At 74.1% G+C, this 15,459-nt stretch carries 13 protein-coding genes and 2 pseudogenes; 6 read left to right on the top strand and 9 right to left on the bottom strand.

Annotated features, from left to right (window positions below):
- Positions 1-3: 3 nt before the first annotated feature.
- From AMIR_RS17305 to AMIR_RS17290, 4 genes are all read right to left on the bottom strand, one after another.
- Entirely contained in the window at positions 4-999 is a 996-nt protein-coding gene (locus AMIR_RS17305; protein ID WP_015802252.1) for a LacI family DNA-binding transcriptional regulator, read from the bottom strand.
- A gap of 136 nt (positions 1,000-1,135) precedes the next feature.
- Entirely contained in the window at positions 1,136-2,332 is a 1,197-nt protein-coding gene (locus AMIR_RS17300) for a hypothetical protein (protein ID WP_143760760.1), read from the bottom strand.
- A 122-nt stretch (positions 2,333-2,454) separates the two neighbouring features.
- Positions 2,455-3,741 carry a M20/M25/M40 family metallo-hydrolase gene (locus AMIR_RS17295; RefSeq protein WP_015802250.1) on the bottom strand — a complete coding sequence of 429 codons (1,287 nt, stop codon included), beginning with the start codon at positions 3,739-3,741 and terminating at the stop codon, positions 2,455-2,457.
- Positions 3,742-3,746: 5 nt separating this feature from the next.
- The gene (locus AMIR_RS17290; RefSeq protein WP_015802249.1) at positions 3,747-4,574 is read right to left on the bottom strand and encodes a M55 family metallopeptidase; all 828 of its coding nucleotides are present in this window, start codon (positions 4,572-4,574) and stop codon (positions 3,747-3,749) included.
- A 93-nt stretch (positions 4,575-4,667) separates the two neighbouring features.
- Between AMIR_RS17290 and AMIR_RS17285 the strand changes: the two genes are divergently transcribed.
- Genes AMIR_RS17285 through AMIR_RS42780 form a run of 6 tightly spaced genes read left to right on the top strand, consistent with a single transcriptional unit; the run spans position 4,668 to position 10,369 of the window.
- Positions 4,668-6,458, top strand: coding sequence for an ABC transporter substrate-binding protein (locus tag AMIR_RS17285; protein ID WP_015802248.1), 1,791 nt, complete (start codon positions 4,668-4,670; stop codon positions 6,456-6,458).
- Positions 6,455-7,414: an ABC transporter permease gene (locus AMIR_RS17280; RefSeq protein ID WP_015802247.1), complete on the top strand. Its 960-nt coding sequence runs from the start codon at positions 6,455-6,457 to the stop codon at positions 7,412-7,414. The genes AMIR_RS17285 and AMIR_RS17280 overlap by 4 nt, the downstream gene beginning before the upstream one ends.
- The gene (locus AMIR_RS17275; protein ID WP_015802246.1) at positions 7,411-8,292 is read left to right on the top strand and encodes an ABC transporter permease; all 882 of its coding nucleotides are present in this window, start codon (positions 7,411-7,413) and stop codon (positions 8,290-8,292) included. The genes AMIR_RS17280 and AMIR_RS17275 overlap by 4 nt, the downstream gene beginning before the upstream one ends.
- Entirely contained in the window at positions 8,289-9,929 is a 1,641-nt protein-coding gene (gene nikE / locus AMIR_RS17270) for a nickel ABC transporter ATP-binding protein NikE (RefSeq protein ID WP_015802245.1), read from the top strand. Before AMIR_RS17275 ends, nikE begins: the two co-directional genes overlap by 4 nt.
- Positions 9,930-9,947: 18 nt before the next feature.
- Complete coding sequence (locus AMIR_RS42785) at positions 9,948-10,238, top strand: DUF2867 domain-containing protein (RefSeq protein ID WP_049796870.1); 291 nt, start codon at positions 9,948-9,950, stop codon at positions 10,236-10,238.
- A gap of 2 nt (positions 10,239-10,240) precedes the next feature.
- Entirely contained in the window at positions 10,241-10,369 is a 129-nt protein-coding gene (locus AMIR_RS42780) for a DUF2867 domain-containing protein (protein WP_084798914.1), read from the top strand.
- Between the two features lie 281 nt (positions 10,370-10,650).
- On the opposite strand, the gene AMIR_RS17260 is transcribed toward AMIR_RS42780, so the two are convergent.
- The 5 genes and pseudogenes from AMIR_RS17260 to AMIR_RS17240 form a co-directional block, all read right to left on the bottom strand.
- Positions 10,651-11,859, bottom strand: a complete 1,209-nt coding sequence (locus AMIR_RS17260) for an acyl-CoA dehydrogenase family protein (RefSeq protein WP_015802244.1) — start codon at positions 11,857-11,859, stop codon at positions 10,651-10,653.
- The gene (locus AMIR_RS17255; RefSeq protein WP_015802243.1) at positions 11,859-12,893 is read right to left on the bottom strand and encodes a phosphotransferase family protein; all 1,035 of its coding nucleotides are present in this window, start codon (positions 12,891-12,893) and stop codon (positions 11,859-11,861) included. Before AMIR_RS17255 ends, AMIR_RS17260 begins: the two co-directional genes overlap by 1 nt.
- On the bottom strand, positions 12,890-13,540 hold the full coding sequence (locus AMIR_RS17250; RefSeq protein ID WP_015802242.1) for an HAD family hydrolase: 651 nt from the start codon (positions 13,538-13,540) through the stop codon (positions 12,890-12,892). Before AMIR_RS17250 ends, AMIR_RS17255 begins: the two co-directional genes overlap by 4 nt.
- Positions 13,541-13,660: 120 nt before the next feature.
- Positions 13,661-14,424: pseudogene (locus AMIR_RS17245) on the bottom strand (MmyB family transcriptional regulator).
- 50 nt (positions 14,425-14,474) lie between these two features.
- Positions 14,475-15,279 (bottom strand): annotated as a pseudogene (locus tag AMIR_RS17240) (SDR family oxidoreductase).
- Between the last annotated feature and the right edge of the window lie 180 nt (positions 15,280-15,459).

Here is a 15,459-nt window from a genome sequence, read left to right as displayed (position 1 = left end):
GTTCTAGAGCACCCCCCTGGTGGTGCCCCTGGTGATCAGCGTGGTGTCCATCCGGACGTCGCGCGGGCTGTCGGGTCGGTCGGTGAGCATTCGCACGGCGGTGACTCCCATGTCGTGCAGCGGTTGGCGGACGGTGGTCAGTCCGGGGAAGAGCTGGGCGGCCAGCGGCAGGTCGTCGAAGCCCACGACGCTCAGGTCGGCGGGCACGGACAGGCCGCGCGCCCTGGCGGCGTCGATGACGCCGAGCGCGATCAGGTCCGAGGCGGCGACCACCGCGGTGGGCGGGTCGGCGCGCTCGGCCAGCTCCGCGCCGGCGTGGAAGCCCCACTCGTGGCTGAACGCCCCGTCGGGCACCTCGTCGGTGGGCAGCCCGGCGAGCCGGACGGCGTCGCGGTAGCCGCGCAGCCGCTCGGCCGAGGACTCGAAGCCGGGGTGGCCGCACACGTGCGCGATCCTGGTGTGCCCGAGCCCGATCAGGTGCTCGGTGGCGGCGCGCGAGCCGCCGTAGTTGTCGACGGCGACGGTGGGCGGGGCGATGTCGAACGCGCGCGGGTCGACGACGACGGTCGGGCAGCGCGGCGCGGTGTCCGCGAGCAGCGCGAGCGCGTCGGCGTCGAGCACGGGCGCGACCAGCAGCAGCGCGTCCACCAGGCCGCCGGTGAGCAGGCCGATGCGCTCGGTCTCCCGGTGGGCGTCCTGGTAGGTGGCGCTGATGAGGACCTCGCGCTGGGCCACGGCCAGCTCGTCGGCGATCCCCCGGACGATCTCGAGGGCGTACTGGCTGGTCAGGTCGTGCGTGAGCACCCCGACCAGCCCGGTGCGCCCGCCGCGCAGGTGGCGTGCGGCCAGGTTGGGCCGGTAGCCGAGCCTGCGCGCGGCGGCGAGGACGCGCTCCCTGGTGGCCCCGGACGCGCCGGGGCGGTTGTTGAGCACGTTGGAGACGGTCATCGCGGAGGTCCCCGCCTCGGCGGCGACCTGGGCGATCGTGACCCTGGACATGGGGACCTCCTTTCGCCTTAGCGTTAAAGTTTAACGATAAGGCTGGAGGTGTCCAGGGCTGTGCGGGTGAGCGGCGGCGTCCGGGTTCACCCGGCTGGCGGTTCGCGCCCCCTGCTGGGCCGACGAGGCCGAGCGGTCATCCCCCCGTCTCGGAGTCGGTTCCCACCTCGGGGACCGGCACGTACACCTTCCTGCCGCAGTGCCACACCAGCGTCTGGTAGGTGCTGGTGACACCCGCGTCCACCATCCGCTGGAACAGCCTCTTCGCCCACTCCCGCGCTTCCTCGTCGCTGTTGTTGTTCATGCCGTTCCGGTACTCGTCGATGTCGACGTTGGAGGCAGGCCCCGAGTGGAAGATCCCAGGGTGGAGTTCGGAGCCGTTCGGGTAGTTCGCCATGAAGCAGGAGACGCAGGGGCGTTTGGTCCCCGCGATGAACTGCGGGGTGCCCTGGTTCCTCTCGGCGATCCTGCGCTCGGCGTGGAGCGCGGCATCGCCGTTCGAGGCCACCGTGATCTTGCGCTTGAGCGCTTCCATGACGGCGCTGTGGCTGGCTGGTTCCTTCGAGAGGAGTTCTTTCAGGTTCTCGTGGTGCCTGTGCAGTCTCTTCTCGATCTCCTCCCGGTGCTCCGAGGGTTTGGCCAGGGAAGTGCCCCTGGTGGCATTTCGTTCGAGGAAGGTGTCGAGCAGGGCTTTACCGCTGCTCGCGCGGCCGGCCAGGCTCTGCAGCCGCGCGTTGGAGCTCTGGTCGTTGGCGGCGATGATCAGCGTGCCGTCGCCGCCGATCGCCGACTGGACCTCGACCGGGTTCAGCGGCCAGTGCTGCGATTCCTTCGGATCGCCCATGTCCAGGTAGGACTTGACCACGCTCGACACCCACCGGAGGGCCTGCACCTCCGGTTCGCCGCTGAAGTCCTTGGGCTTCGACTGCTTGGTCGGGGCGGTCGCCCTGAACGACTCCTCCCCGTTCGGCGCACTGCCGCTCCACGACCATCCGTTGTCCCCGAACTCGGTTCGCAGCGCGCGGATGAAGGCGTTCCTGCGATCCTGGAGGTACGCCGCGGTGATGGCGTCCATGTCCGCGTCGTCCATGTCCACGTCGGCCCGCTGGACGTCGCGCTCGGGGCGCGCCGACCGCTGGATCGCGGTCTGCTCGGCGAGCATCGCGACGACGGCGGCGTTGCCGAGGCCGCGCTGCAACGCGGGGAGCGCGGTCGCGGGCAACGGCCTGTCGGGTGGCGCCCGGAACGCGGAGGGGGGAGTGCCCGCCGCACCTCGACCGGCGGCGGTGTCACGCCTCGACTTCGACGACTCGGCGGCACTGCGAGCGTGCATGATCATCATCTCCCCTGCTCCCGCGGCGGCACCTCCGATCTATCCGCGTGCGGATTCCCGCCACAAGGGAAAGCGGGACAGCGCGCAGGCGCCGACGCTGCCCTCACGGTCCCCCCGACCGCTCACCTCGACAGGAACCGGTCCAGCACCCGCGCCCCGAACCGCAGCCCGTCCACCGGCACCCGCTCGTCCACCCCGTGCGCCATCGCCCGGTAGTCGAACCCCTCCGGCAGGGCCAGCGGGGCGAAGCCGTAGCAGTCGATGCCCAGCGTGCTGAACGCCTTCGCGTCCGTTCCGCCGCCCATGCAGTACGGCACCACCACCGCCTCCGGGTCCTCCGCCCGCAGCGCCGCCTCCATCGCCTCGAACCACGGCCCGTCCGCGGGCGCCTGCACGGCGGGCTGGTTCTCCAGGAACTCCCGCTCCACACCCGCCCCCAGCAGCGCGTCCACGTCCGCCAGCAGCTCCTCCTCCGTCCCCGGCAGGGTGCGCACGTCCAGTTCCGCCACGGCCGTGCCGGGGATGACGTTGACCTTGTACCCGGCGCTGAGCACCGTCGGCGTGGTGCTGCACCGCACCGTCGACTCGGCCAGCGCCCCCACCGGGCCGAGCCTGGCCAGGGTGGCGTCCACGTCGGCCAGGTCCACCGGCACGCCCAGCGCCGTGCCGGTGCGCTCCAGGAACATCCGCACCGCCGGGGTCAGCCGCACCGGGTGGCGGTGGGCGGCGATCCGGGCGAGGGCCCTGGCGAGCTTGACCACGGCGTTGTCGTCGTTGCGCCGCGACCCGTGCCCGGCCCTGCCTCTCGCGGTCAGCCTCAGGTGCATGGTGCCGCGCTCGGCGGTGCCGATCGGGTACACGCGCCTGCCGCCCGAGCGGTACGAGTAGCCGCCGGACTCGCTAATCGCGGCGGCCACGCCCGTGAAGTGGTCGCGGTGGTGCTGGACCAGCCAGTGCGCGCCCAGGTCGCCCCGGTCCTCCTCGTCGGCGACGAACGCCAGCACCACGTCGCGCCGGGGCCGCCGCCCGGTGCGCGCCCACTCGCCGACCACGGCCAGGGTCATGGCGACCATGTCCTTCATGTCGACCGCGCCGCGCCCCCACAGGAACCCGCCCTCCTGCACCCCGGCGAACGGCGGCACGCTCCACTCGGAGGCGTCGGCGGGCACCACGTCCAGGTGGGCCTGCACGAGCACGGCGGGCAGGGACGGGTCGCCGCCGGGCACGCGCGCCAGGACGCTGGTGCGCCGGGGGGCGGGTTCGACGAGGGTGGCGCCGACGCCGCAGCCCTCCAGGTGGGCGGCGACGAACTCGGCGGCCTCGCGCTCGCCCTCGGCGTCCCCGCGCCCCCGGTTGGTGGTGTCGATGCGCAGCAGCGCGGCGCAGAGGTCCACGACGTCTTCAGCCATGGGGCCTAACCGTAGATGCCCTCGACGGCCGCCGCCGCGATGGTCGTCACCACCTTGAACGCCCGCATGGCCGACGTCATGGTCGCCGCGTCGAACCCCACCCGCAGCGGGGACAGCAGCTCCACGGTGGGCACGACGGCCGCCGCGGCGGCCAGGTGGGTGGCGTCGAACTCGACCTCGATCCGGTGCGCGGCCACCACGCCCTCGAACCGGCCCGCGCGCGCGGCCGACAGCCGGGCGGCCTCGGTGATCAGCGCGGAGGTGACGGCCGGGGGCGCGCAGATCGCGGCGTAGCGGCTGACGCACTCCTTGACCGCGACCAGCTCCGCGCCGGGCGCGTAGTCGGCGGCGTCGGCGCAGGCCCGGTCGTCGCCGGTGACCAGCAGCACCGGCACGCCGTGCTCGGCGGCGAGCGCGGCGTTGAGCCTGCCCTCGGAGGCGGGCGCGCCGTCGAGCCACACGCCGGTGATCGAGTTCTCCAGGTAGGTGTGGGCGAGCACGCCCTCCTGCCCGGCGCCCGCGTGGTAGCCGAGGAACACCACGCCGTCCACGTCGCCGTCGACGCCCTGCATCATCGACAGCGGCTTGTGGCGGCCGGTGAGCATCCGGGCGCGCGGGTCCAGGGCCTCCAGCAGGAGGTTGCGCTGGCTGGAGTGGGCCTCGTTGACCAGCACGCCGTCCGCGCCGCCGTCGAACAGCCCCGCGGCGCAGGCGTTGACGTCGTCGGTGAACATCCGGCGGAAGCGCTGCCACTGCTCGGTCTGCGGCACCACGTCGGCGGTGCAGGTGACGCCGGTGGCGCCCTCCATGTCGGCGGAGATCAGCACGCGCACGGGTTCACCCCCACCAGTTCACGACAACTCTTGACGCTACTACCGCCATAGTGGTTAATTTCTGACATCCACTCAGTGTAGGAGGGGGTCACTGTGGGTGTTTGGCAGCGTATCGTCGCCGCGTCGGCGGCGGCAGGTCTGTCCGTGTTGCCCTTCGGGGTACCGGCCCAGGCCCAGAACGAGGTCGTCTTACGGGTGGCCATCACCCAGCAGGTCGACTCGCTCAACCCGTTCCTGGCCACCTTCCAGGCCAGCACCGAGGTCGGCAGGCTCATGTACGACTTCCTCACCGCCTACGACCAGCGCGACCAGACCCCCGTCCCCGCCCTCGCCGACCGGTGGTCCTCCAGCGAGGACCGGCTCACCTGGACCTTCCACGTCCCCGAGGGCCGCAAGTGGTCCGACGGCCAGGACATCACCGCCGACGACGTCGCCTTCACCTACGACCTGATGATGCGCGACACCACCGCCGCCACCGCCAACGGCAGCTTCACCGCCGACTTCGAGTCCGTCACCGCCTCCGCCGACGGCCGCGAGGTCGTCATCAGGACCAAGCAGCCGCAGGCCACCATGCTCGCCCTGGACGTGCCCATCGTCCCCGAGCACGTCTGGTCCGAGGTCACCGACGTCGGCGACTACACCAACGACCAGGGCCCGGTCGTGGGCAGCGGCCCGTTCGTGCTCACCGAGCACAAGCCCAACGAGTTCATCCGCTTCGCCGCCAACAAGACCTACTGGCGCGGCGCGCCCAAGTACGACAGCCTCGTCTTCGTCTACTACAAGACCACCGACGCCGCCGCCCAGGCCCTGGCCAAGGGCGAGGTCGACCTGGTCAACCGCCTCGGACCCGCCCAGTTCGACTCGCTGGAAGGCGCCGAGGGCGTCACCCGCAACAAGGCCAACGGCCGCCGCTTCAACGAGCTGGTCCTCAACTCCGGGGCCGCCACCAACACCGGCGAGCCCATCGGCGACGGCCACCCCGCGCTGCGCGACCTCGTCGTGCGCCGCGCCATCGCCCAGGCCATCGACCGCGACGCCATCATCGCCCGCGTCAACAACGGCTACGCCCAGCGCGGCACCGGCCCCATCCCGCCGGTCTTCCCCGCCTACCACCTGCCGCAGCCCGACCCCGACCCGCTGCCGCACGACCCCGCCGCCGCCAACGCCGCCCTCGACGCCGCGGGCTACGCGCGCGGGGCCGACGGCACCCGCGCCAAGGACGGCCGCCCGCTGCGGCTGCGCCTGCTCGGCCACGCCAGCCGCGCCTACGACGAGCAGGCCGCCGAGTTCGTCAAGGGCGGCCTCGCGGCCATCGGCGTCGCCGTCGACGTGCAGATCGTCTCCGACAACCAGCTCAACGAGTCCGCCACCGCGGGCACCTTCGACCTGGTCTTCTCCGGCTGGGGCACCAACCCCGACCCCGACTTCATCCTGTCGCTGCACACCTGCGCCCAGCGCCCCGGAGCCGACGGCAAGGGCGGCACCACCGACACGTTCTTCTGCGACCCCGAGTACGACGCGCTGCACGCCCGCCAGCGCGCCGAGTTCGACCAGGCCAAGCGCGCCGACCTGGTCAAGCAGATGCAGCGCCGCTTCTACGAGCAGGTCCCGGCCGTCGTCCTCGGGTACGACAACGTGCTGGAGGCCTACCGCAGCGACAAGTTCACCGGCTTCCCCGTCCAGCCCGACCCCGGCGGCGTGATCATGGCCCAGAACGGCGTGTGGGGCTACTACGGCGCCACCCCCGCCGCCGCCGGCGCGCAGCGGGACACCGGCAACGGCACCCTCGTCGTCATCCTCATCGTCGGCGTCGCGGTGGTCGTCGTGGCGGGCGGGGTGCTGCTGGCCCGCAGGCGCGGCGCGGGCGCCGAGGACCGCGAGTGAGCACCCGCTACCTGCTCGGGAAGCTGGCGGGCGCGGCGACGAGCCTGGTCCTCGTCGTCGTGCTCGGCTTCCTGCTCTTCCGCGTCATCCCCGGCGACCCGGTGGTCGCCATGACCAGGGGCCGCCCCGTCACCCGCGACCAGCTCGCCGCCCTGCGCGCCGAGCTCGGCGTCGACCGGCCCGTGCACGAGCAGTTCACCGCCTGGGTCGCCGACGCGCTGCGCGGCGACCTGGGCACCTCCTACACCTTCCGCCGCCCCGTGCTGGAGCTGATCGGCGAGCGCCTGTGGCCCACCGTGCTGCTCGCGGGCACCGCCACGCTCCTGGCCGTGGCGCTCGGCCTGTGGCTGGGGGCGCGCGGCGCCTGGCGGCACGACAGCGCCTTCGACCGGATCTCCACCGGCGCGGCCCTGGCCCAGTGGGCCATGCCCACCTTCTGGCTCGGCCTGCTGCTGTCCATGGTCACCGGCGACCTGTTCCCCAGCGGCGGGATGCGCTACCCCGACACCCCGCCCGACTTCCCGTCCCAGGCGCTCGACGTCGCCCACCACATGGTGCTGCCCGTGCTCACCATGGTCTCCGTCGTCTACGCCCAGTACCTGCTGGTCATGCGCTCCTCCCTGCTGGAGGAGAAGCACGCCGACTACATCACCACCGCCCGCGCCAAGGGCCTGCGCGACGACCTGGTGCGCCGCCGCCACGCCGTGCCCAACGCGCTGCTGCCCACCGTCACCCTCGTCTTCCTGCACCTCGGGCTGGTCGTCTCCGGCGCGATCACCGTCGAGACGGTGTTCTCCTGGCCGGGCCTGGGCCTGCTGACCTACGAGGCGCTCACCGGACCGGACCTGCAACTGCTCCAGGGGGTGTTCGTGCTGCTCGCGGGCGCGGTGGTGCTGATGAACGTGCTGGCCGACCTGCTGCACCGGGTCCTGGACCCCAGGGTGCGCGCCTCGTGAGCGCCCTGGTCAGGCGCCGCCGCCTCGCCGCCGCCGCGGCCACCTGGCGCTCCTTCGCCGCCCACCGCGCGGGGCTGGCCGGCCTGGTGCTGCTGGGCGCCATCGCCGCGCTCGCCCTGCTCGCCCCCCTGCTCACCGACGCGGGCGGCCTGGACGTCACCAAGGCCACCGGCGCCCCCTACCGGCCACCCAGCTCGGAGCACTGGCTCGGCACCGACAACAGCGGGCGCTCGGTGCTGCTGCTGACCTGGTGGGGCACCCGCGTGTCCCTGGTCGTGGGCCTGGCCGCCGCCGTGCTGTCCGTGCTCATCGGCACCGTCGTCGGCGTCACCGCCGCGCACTTCCGCCGCACCGAGGGCCCGCTCATGGGCGCCACCGACTTCTTCCTCGCCCTGCCCTCCCTGGTGCTGGCCATCGCCCTGTCCACCGTGCTGCCGCGCGGGCTGTCCACGATCGTGCTCGCCATCGCCGTCACCTCCTGGCCCTCCACCGCCCGCGTGGTGCGCGCCCAGACCCTCGCGGTGGAGGCCCGCCCGTTCGTCGAGCGCGCCAGGGCCCTGGGCGGCGGCCACGCGCACGTCGTCGGGCGGCACGTGCTGCCCGCCGTGCTGCCCCTGGTGCTGGTCAACACCACCCTGGCGGTGGCCAGCGCGATCATCTCCGAGTCCACCCTGTCGTTCCTGGGCCTGGGCGACCCCACCCGCGTGTCCTGGGGGTCGATGCTGCACGCGGCCAGCAGCTACGGCGCGGTCTCCCAGCGGGCGTGGTGGTTCATCCTCCCGCCGGGGCTGGGCGTGGTGGCCGTGGTGCTGGCGTTCACCCTGTGCGGGCGCGCCATGGAGTCCGTGCTCATCCCCAGGCTGGGAGGCCGCCGATGACCGCCGCCGCTCCGGCCGGCCCGCTGCTGCGGGTGCGGGACCTGCGGGTGCGCTACGCCCGCTCCCGCGACGAGCACCCCGCCGTCGACGGCGTCGACCTCGACCTGGACGCCGGGCAGACCCTGGGCCTGGCGGGGGAGTCGGGCTGCGGCAAGTCCACCGTGGCCATGTCCGTGCTGCGCCTGCTGCCCCCCACCGCCGAGGTCACCGGCCAGGTCCTGCTCGGAGGCGAGGACGTGACCACCATGTCCTGGGGCAGGCTGCGCGCCGTGCGCTGGGCCGAGGCGTCCGTGGTGTTCCAGGGCGCCATGCACGCCTTCAACCCGGTGCGGCGCATAGGCGGGCAGATCGCCGAGCCCATGCGCCTGCACGGCGTCCCCACCCCCTCGGGCGTGGACGCCGCCGTGGCCGAGCTGCTCGACCAGGTCGAGCTCCCGGCGCGCGCCGCCCGCGCCTACCCGCACGAGCTGTCCGGCGGCCAGAAGCAGCGCGCCATGATCGCCATGGCGCTGGCCTGCGCGCCGGGCCTGGTCATCGCCGACGAGCCGACCACCGCGCTCGACGTCGTCGTCCAGGCCCAGGTGCTCGGGCTGCTCACCCGGCTGGTCGCCGAGCGCGGCATCGGCCTGGTCGTGATCAGCCACGACCTGTCCGTGCTCGCCGCCACCTGCGACCGGCTCGCCGTGATGCGCCGGGGCAAGGTCGTCGAGCAGGGCCCCACCCGGCAGGTCATCGCCGCACCGGCGCACGAGCACTCGCGCGCGCTGGCCGCCGCGTTCCCCACCGTCGGCGACCCGGCGTTCCGGCGCGTGCGCGAGCACGAGGAGCCGGGGCCGCCGCTGCTGAGCGCGCGCGACCTGCGGGTGTCGTTCGGCGGGGTGACGGCCGTGGACGGGGTGGACCTGGACGTGCGGCCGGGGGAGATCGTCGCCCTGGTCGGCCAGTCCGGCTCCGGCAAGACCACCCTGGCCCGCACCCTCCTCGGCCTGCAACGCCCCACCTCGGGCCGCGTCGAGTTCGACGGCGCCCCGCTGCCGCGCTCGGCGTCCGGGCTGCGCGCGTTCCGGAGGCAGGCGCAGCTGGTGCTCCAGGACCCGACCAGCGCCCTGAACCCCCGGCACTCGGTGTACGAGGCGGTCGCGGAGGGCCTGCGCATCCACCGCGTCGACGGCGACGAGGCGGCCCTGGTCGCGGCGGCGCTGGAGCAGGCCGAACTGCGCCCCCCGGTGGCGTTCACCCAGGCCCTGCCGCACGAGCTGTCCGGCGGGCAGCGGCAGCGGGTGGTGATCGCGGGCGCGCTGGCGCTGGGGCCCAGGCTGCTGGTGGCGGACGAGCCGGTGGCGTCGCTGGACGCGTCGGTGCGCGGGGAGATCCTGGCGCTGCTGCTGCGCCTGCGCGCCGAGCTGGGGCTGGGCGCGCTGGTGATCACCCACGATCTGGGGCTGGCGTGGACCATCGCCGATCGGGTGGTGGTGATGCTGGACGGGCGGTTCGTGGAGCAGGGGCCGGTGGAGGAGGTGCTGCTGCGGCCTCGGCACGAGTACACGAAGGCCCTGCTGGCGGCGGTGTGGCCGCTGGACTCGCGGCAGCGGGCGGGGCGGGGCGGGGCGGGCGGGGCCGGCCGAACGGACGCCTGACCTGGTGGGGGCGCCTGCGTGAACAGGCGCTCCCGGCGCTGCGGCGTCGAGGACGTGTGGCGCGTGCGCGCCCCAGGGGCAGGACCGGACGAGTTCCCGGCGGTGCCGGCCGCGCTGCTGCGGGACAGCGTGGCGGACACCTCGTCGGGACTGCTGTTCACCGCCCGCGAGCGGCTGGGGGCGCTGCTGGGCCGGGAGCGTCCCCAGCACGGCCTGGGCGCGCGGGTGCGCCCCCTGGCCGACCGCGTCCCGCCGGAACCGGCCTGGTGCGCCTGGGCTGGACGCCCGGCGAGGACGGGCACGAGCTGAGGATGACGGTGCTGGTCAGGACGAACGGCAGGGTGGGCAGGTGGCACCTGCGCCTGATCGGCCCGTTCCGGGACCTGCTGGTGTACCCGGCGCTGGTGCGCCGCTGGGAGCGGGTGCTGCGCGAGCGCTAGAGCGCCAGCAGCGCCGCCAACCCGGCTCGGTCGCGGGGCAGCCCCACCGGGGGACACGAGGCTGCCCGAGAGCGCGTGCACCGGGATGCCGTGGTGGATCCGCGAGGTTCACCGGCGACTTCCGGGTGCACGACGTGTGGCGCGTGCGCGCCCCCGACCCACGGCAGGCCGGGCCGCGCCCACCTGTCCCCGATCGCCCCGTTCCGCCACACGATCGTCTACCCGGCCCTGACCCGCCGCTGGGAACGCGCCCGGCGCGAACGCCCCCGCTCAAGGCCCCCTCACGCGTACCGCTTCAACTCCCGCTTCGCCAACGACACCCGGTGCACCTCGTCCGGCCCGTCCGCCAGCCGCAGCGTGCGCGCCGACGCCCACAGCTCCGCCAGCGGGTGGTCCTGGCTCACCCCGGCCGCGCCGTGCGCCTGGATCGCCTTGTCCAGCACCCACTCCGCCATCAGCGGCACCGCGATCTTGATCGCCTGGATCTCCGTGTGCGCGCCCTTGTTGCCCACCGTGTCCATCAGCCACGCCGTCTTGAGCACCAGCAGCCGCGCCTGCTCGATGCGCACCCGCGACTCCGCGATCCACTCCCGCACCACGCCCTGCTCGGCCAGCGGCCTGCCGAACGCCACCCGCTCCAGCGCGCGCCTGCACATCAGCTCCAGCGCCCGCTCGGCCATCCCGATCAGCCGCATGCAGTGGTGCACCCGCCCCGGCCCGAGCCTGGCCTGGGCGATCGCGAACCCGTCGCCCTCCCCGCCGATCAGGTTCGACGCGGGCACCCGCACGCCCTCGAACACCACCTCGGCGTGCCCGCCGTGCGAGGCGTCGTCGTAGCCGAACACCCGCATCCCGCGCTCCACCCGCACACCGGGCGTCTCACGCGGCACCAGGATCATCGACTGCTGCCGGTGCCGCTCCGCGTCCGGGTCGGTCTTGCCCATCACGATGAAGATCGCGCACTCGGGGTTCATCGCCCCCGACGACCACCACTTGCGCCCGTCGATCACGTACTCGTCGCCCTCGCGCCTGATCCGCGTGGCGATGTTCGTCGCGTCCGAGGACGCCACCTCCGGCTCGGTCATGCAGAACGCCGACCGGATGCGCCCGTCCAGCAGCGGCCTGAGCCACTCCCGCTGCTGCCCGGCGCTGCCGAACATCGCCAGCACCTCCATGTTCCCGGTGTCCGGCGCCGCGCAGTTGAGCGCCTCCGGCGCCAGGTGCGGGCTGCGGCCGGTGATCTCCGCCAGCGGCGCGTACTGCAGGTTCGTCAGCCCCGCCCCGTGCTCCCGGTCGGGCAGGAACAGGTTCCACAAACCCCGCCGCCGCGCCTCGGCCTTGAGCTCCTCGATCACCTCCGGCTTGACCCACGGGTCCGCCTCGGCCAGCTGCCGCGCCAGCACCGGCTCCGCGGGCAGCACGAAGTCCTCCATGAACTCCAGCAGCTCCCGCCGCAGCTGCTCGGTGGTGGCGTCGTGGGCGAAGTCCATCAGCTCTGCTCTCCCGCGCTCCAGGGGCGCCCCGCGCCCGCCTCGGCCAGTCCCCGCCGCACCAGCGGCCCGGTCAGCTCCCCGATCCGGTCGAACCCGGCCCCCACCGTCTGCCCGCCCCGGTACCGGTAGTGGATGCCCTCCACGATCACCGCGAGCTTGAAGCACCCGAACGCCGTGTACCAGCCCAGCCCGGACACGTCCGCGCCGCTGCGCTCGGCGTACCGGGCCACGACCTCCTCGGTGGAGGCGAACCCCGGCATCGCGGGCACCGACCCGGTGATCGGGTCGTCGTCCAGCCCGAGGCCGCCCCAGTACACGCACATCAGCCCCAGGTCGGCCAGCGGGTCGCCGAGGGTGGCCATCTCCCAGTCCAGCACCGCGCTCACCCCGCCCGGCGGGTCCTCGGTGACCAGCACGTTGTCCAGCCGGTAGTCCCCGTGCACCACCGACGCCCGCCGCGACACCGGCACCGTGTCCGCCAGCACCCGCCGCAACCGGTCCACGCCGGGGATGTCCCGGCTGCGCGAGGCCTCCAGCTGCCTGCCCCACCGGTCCACCTGCCGCGCCAGGAACCCCTCCGGCCGCCCGAAGTCCGCCAGCCCCACCTCGCCGGGGTCCACGGCGTGCAGGTCGACCAGCACGTCCACCAGCCGCCGCGACAGGCCCGCCGCGTGCTCGGGCGTGAGCCACGGGCACTGCTCGCGCTCGCGCAGCGCCTGACCGGGCGCCTCGCGCATCAGGTAGAACGGCGCGCCGATCACCTCGGGGTCCTCGCACAGCAGCAGCGCCTCGGGCACCGGCACGGCGGTGCCCGCCAGCGCGCTGATCACCCGGTGCTCGCGGGCCATGTCGTGCGCGGTGGCCAGCACGTGCCCCAGCGGCGGGCGCCGCAGCACCCACCGCTCGCGGCCGTCGCCCACCCGGTAGGTCAGGTTCGAGCGACCGCCGGGGATCAGCTCGCCGGTCAGCGGGCCGCTGCCCAGGTGGATCGACAGGCGCTCCAGGTCAAGGCCCGGCAACTCGGTGCTCACAGGGCTCCTCCGAGCAGGCTCTCCAGCACGCGGCGGGTCTCGTCCGCGCTCGTGTGGCGGTGGGCGAGCAGACCGGCGGCGCGGGCGCCCTCGACGTTGCCGGGCATGTCGTCGAAGAACGCGCACCGGGACGCGGGCGCGCCCACCCGGTCGACGGTGTGCGCGAAGATCGCCGGGTCGGGCTTGCGCAGCCCGACCCGGCCGCTGACCACCACCACGTCGAACAGCTCCAGCAGCAGCTGCTCCGGGTAGCCCTCGCCCCAGCTGTTGGACAGCAGCGCCGTGGTCAGCCCGGCCGCGCGGGCCGACCGCACCAGGTCGACCATCGCCGGGTCGGGGTGGGCCTGGCCGAACATGCGGCGCAGCAGGCCGGGCGCGGGCACGGCGGTCCCGTCCAGGGTGGTCAGCTCGGCGGCGAGCAGCGCCTCGAACTCGGCCACCGGCAGCTCGCCGGTCTCCAGGCGCGCCACCGGCGTGTCCGGGGGAGCGGAGCGGCCCATCCAGGCGCGCAGGGTGGTGGTGTAGCGCTCGCGGTCGATGCGCTCGGCGGTCAGCCAGGAGTCCACGAACGCGGGGACCGGCACGGTCATCACCCCGCCCCAGTCCAGCACCACGGCGTCGACCGGACGCGTCCTCGCGTTGACCACGCCGCGAGGGTACCGACCGGTCGGTATGTCGGTCAACGGTGCTCACCCAGTGTGAGGGCGACACCGGTGAACTGGGCATTCCCGGACGCCCCGGCCGGCCACCCCGACCGGGACCACCGGTCAGCCGAACGCCCGCACCCCGCTCTCCCGACCGGCCGCCCACGACGCCAGCAGCGCCAGACCGTCCGCGCTCGCCGTCCCCGCGGGCGCGGTGTGCACGGTCAGCAGCAGGCCGGGATCGGCGGGCAGCCCCATCGACTCCACGTCCAGGTCGAGCTCGCCCACCACCGGGTGGCGCAGCCGCTTGCGCCCAGACCGGTGCAGCCGCACGTCCCGCGAGGCCCACCGCCGCCGGAACAGCGCGCTGCGCGTGGACAGCTCCCCGACCAGGGCGATCAGGTCCTCGTCGTGCGGGTCGCGACCGGCCTCCATCCGCAGCTTCGCCGCCACGTCGCGCGCTACGCGCTCGTAGTCCACGAAGAACGCCCCCGCCGCCTCGGACTCCAGGCACACGAACCGCGCGGTGTTCGCCGGACGGCGCGCGTCGGCCAGCACGGGGGAGTACAGCGCGGCTGCCAGCCGGTTCGCGGCCAGCACGTCGTAGCGGCCGTCGCAGATCCAGGCGGGCGCGTCGACGACCGCGTCGAGCACCCGCAGCAACGCCGGCCGCACCGCCCCCACCGGTCGCCCGCGACGCGGGACACCGGAGGGCCTGCACTGCCGCGCGAGGTGGAACAGGTGCTCGCGCTCGGCTCCTCGCGGCGCAACCCCTTGACCCGGCGGTTGACGCCGTACGCGGGCAACCCGGCCCGCTCGGGGGTGAGCCGCGCGCGGCGCGACCCGGGGAACTCCCTGATCTCGGTGCGCAGGTCGATCATCACCACCCCGTTCCCCGCCCCGCTTCCCGTCTCCAAGCGCCCGACGCCCGACGCCTCTAGGCGCCCGACGCGGTCGTGGCGATGCCCCCGTCGACCGGGATCACCGCGCCCGTCAGGTACGCCGCGGCCCGACTGGCCAGGAACACCGCGACCCCCGCCATGTCGTCGTCACGACCGAGACGGCGCAGCGGGGCCTTCGCGGCGATCGCGTCCCCCATCGCGTCGAGCGTGGCCGCCATCATCCGCGACGGGAACGGTCCGGGCGCCACCGCGTTCACCGCCACGTGCTGCGGCCCCAGCTCCCTGGCCAGCACCCTGGTGAGCTGGTGCAACCCCGCCTTGCTGGCGGCGTACGAGTAGTTCGGCGAGGCGGCGACGTGGAGGGCGGCGATGCTGCCGACGTTGACCACCCGCGCGGGATCATCGGCCGTCCCGGCCCGGCGCAACGCGGGCAGCAACGCCCGCACCAGCCAGAACGGCGCCTTCAGGTTCAGGTCGACCACGCTGTCCCACGCCTCGTCCGGGAACGTCTCCAGCGGCTCGCGCCACATCGCCCCCGCGTTGTTGACCAAGCACGTCCAGGCGCTGCGAGCCCGCCGTGACGAGCCCGGCCAGGCGCAGGCACTCCTCGTGCCGGGACAGGTCGGCGGGGATCGCCCGCACCTCCCCGAACGCGGACAGCGCCCGCTGCGCCTGGGCGCACGCGTCCACGTCCCGCGAGCTGACGACCACGCTCGCACCCGCCTGCAGCAGGCCGCGCACCATCATCATCCCGATGCCCCTGGTGCCGCCGGTGACGAGCGCGCGCTTGCCACCCAGGTCGAAGAGGTCCGCGTGCGCGGTGAGCCGGTTGTCCGCCATGCGCCCAGGCTGGCAGCGGCCCCGCACGTCCGGGAGACCCTGCCGGGACAGGTACCACCAGACCCCCTCGGCACCCCGACCTCAGTCCTCGAACGGCTCCTCGCCGAACCGGAACCACGCCCGCCCGCCGTCCAGGCACAGCAGGAACTGCGCCCCACACCCCACGGGCTCGACACCTCC

Origin of the sequence: Actinosynnema mirum DSM 43827, assembly GCF_000023245.1 — a bacterium.
Taxonomy (GTDB): Bacteria; Actinomycetota; Actinomycetes; order Mycobacteriales; family Pseudonocardiaceae; genus Actinosynnema; species Actinosynnema mirum.
Note: the sequence above shows the minus strand (reverse complement) of the source record. Positions and strands in the feature narration are given on the sequence as shown.

Coding starts and splice junctions, on each gene's coding strand:
- AMIR_RS17305 (WP_015802252.1), bottom strand. CDS start 999: ATGTCCAGGGTCACGATCGCCCAGGTCGCCGCCGAGGCGGGGACCTCC.
- AMIR_RS17300 (WP_143760760.1), bottom strand. CDS start 2,332: ATGCACGCTCGCAGTGCCGCCGAGTCGTCGAAGTCGAGGCGTGACACC.
- AMIR_RS17295 (WP_015802250.1), bottom strand. CDS start 3,741: ATGGCTGAAGACGTCGTGGACCTCTGCGCCGCGCTGCTGCGCATCGAC.
- nikE (WP_015802245.1), top strand. CDS start 8,289: ATGACCGCCGCCGCTCCGGCCGGCCCGCTGCTGCGGGTGCGGGACCTG.
- AMIR_RS42780 (WP_084798914.1), top strand. CDS start 10,241: ATGACGGTGCTGGTCAGGACGAACGGCAGGGTGGGCAGGTGGCACCTG.
- AMIR_RS17260 (WP_015802244.1), bottom strand. CDS start 11,859: ATGGACTTCGCCCACGACGCCACCACCGAGCAGCTGCGGCGGGAGCTG.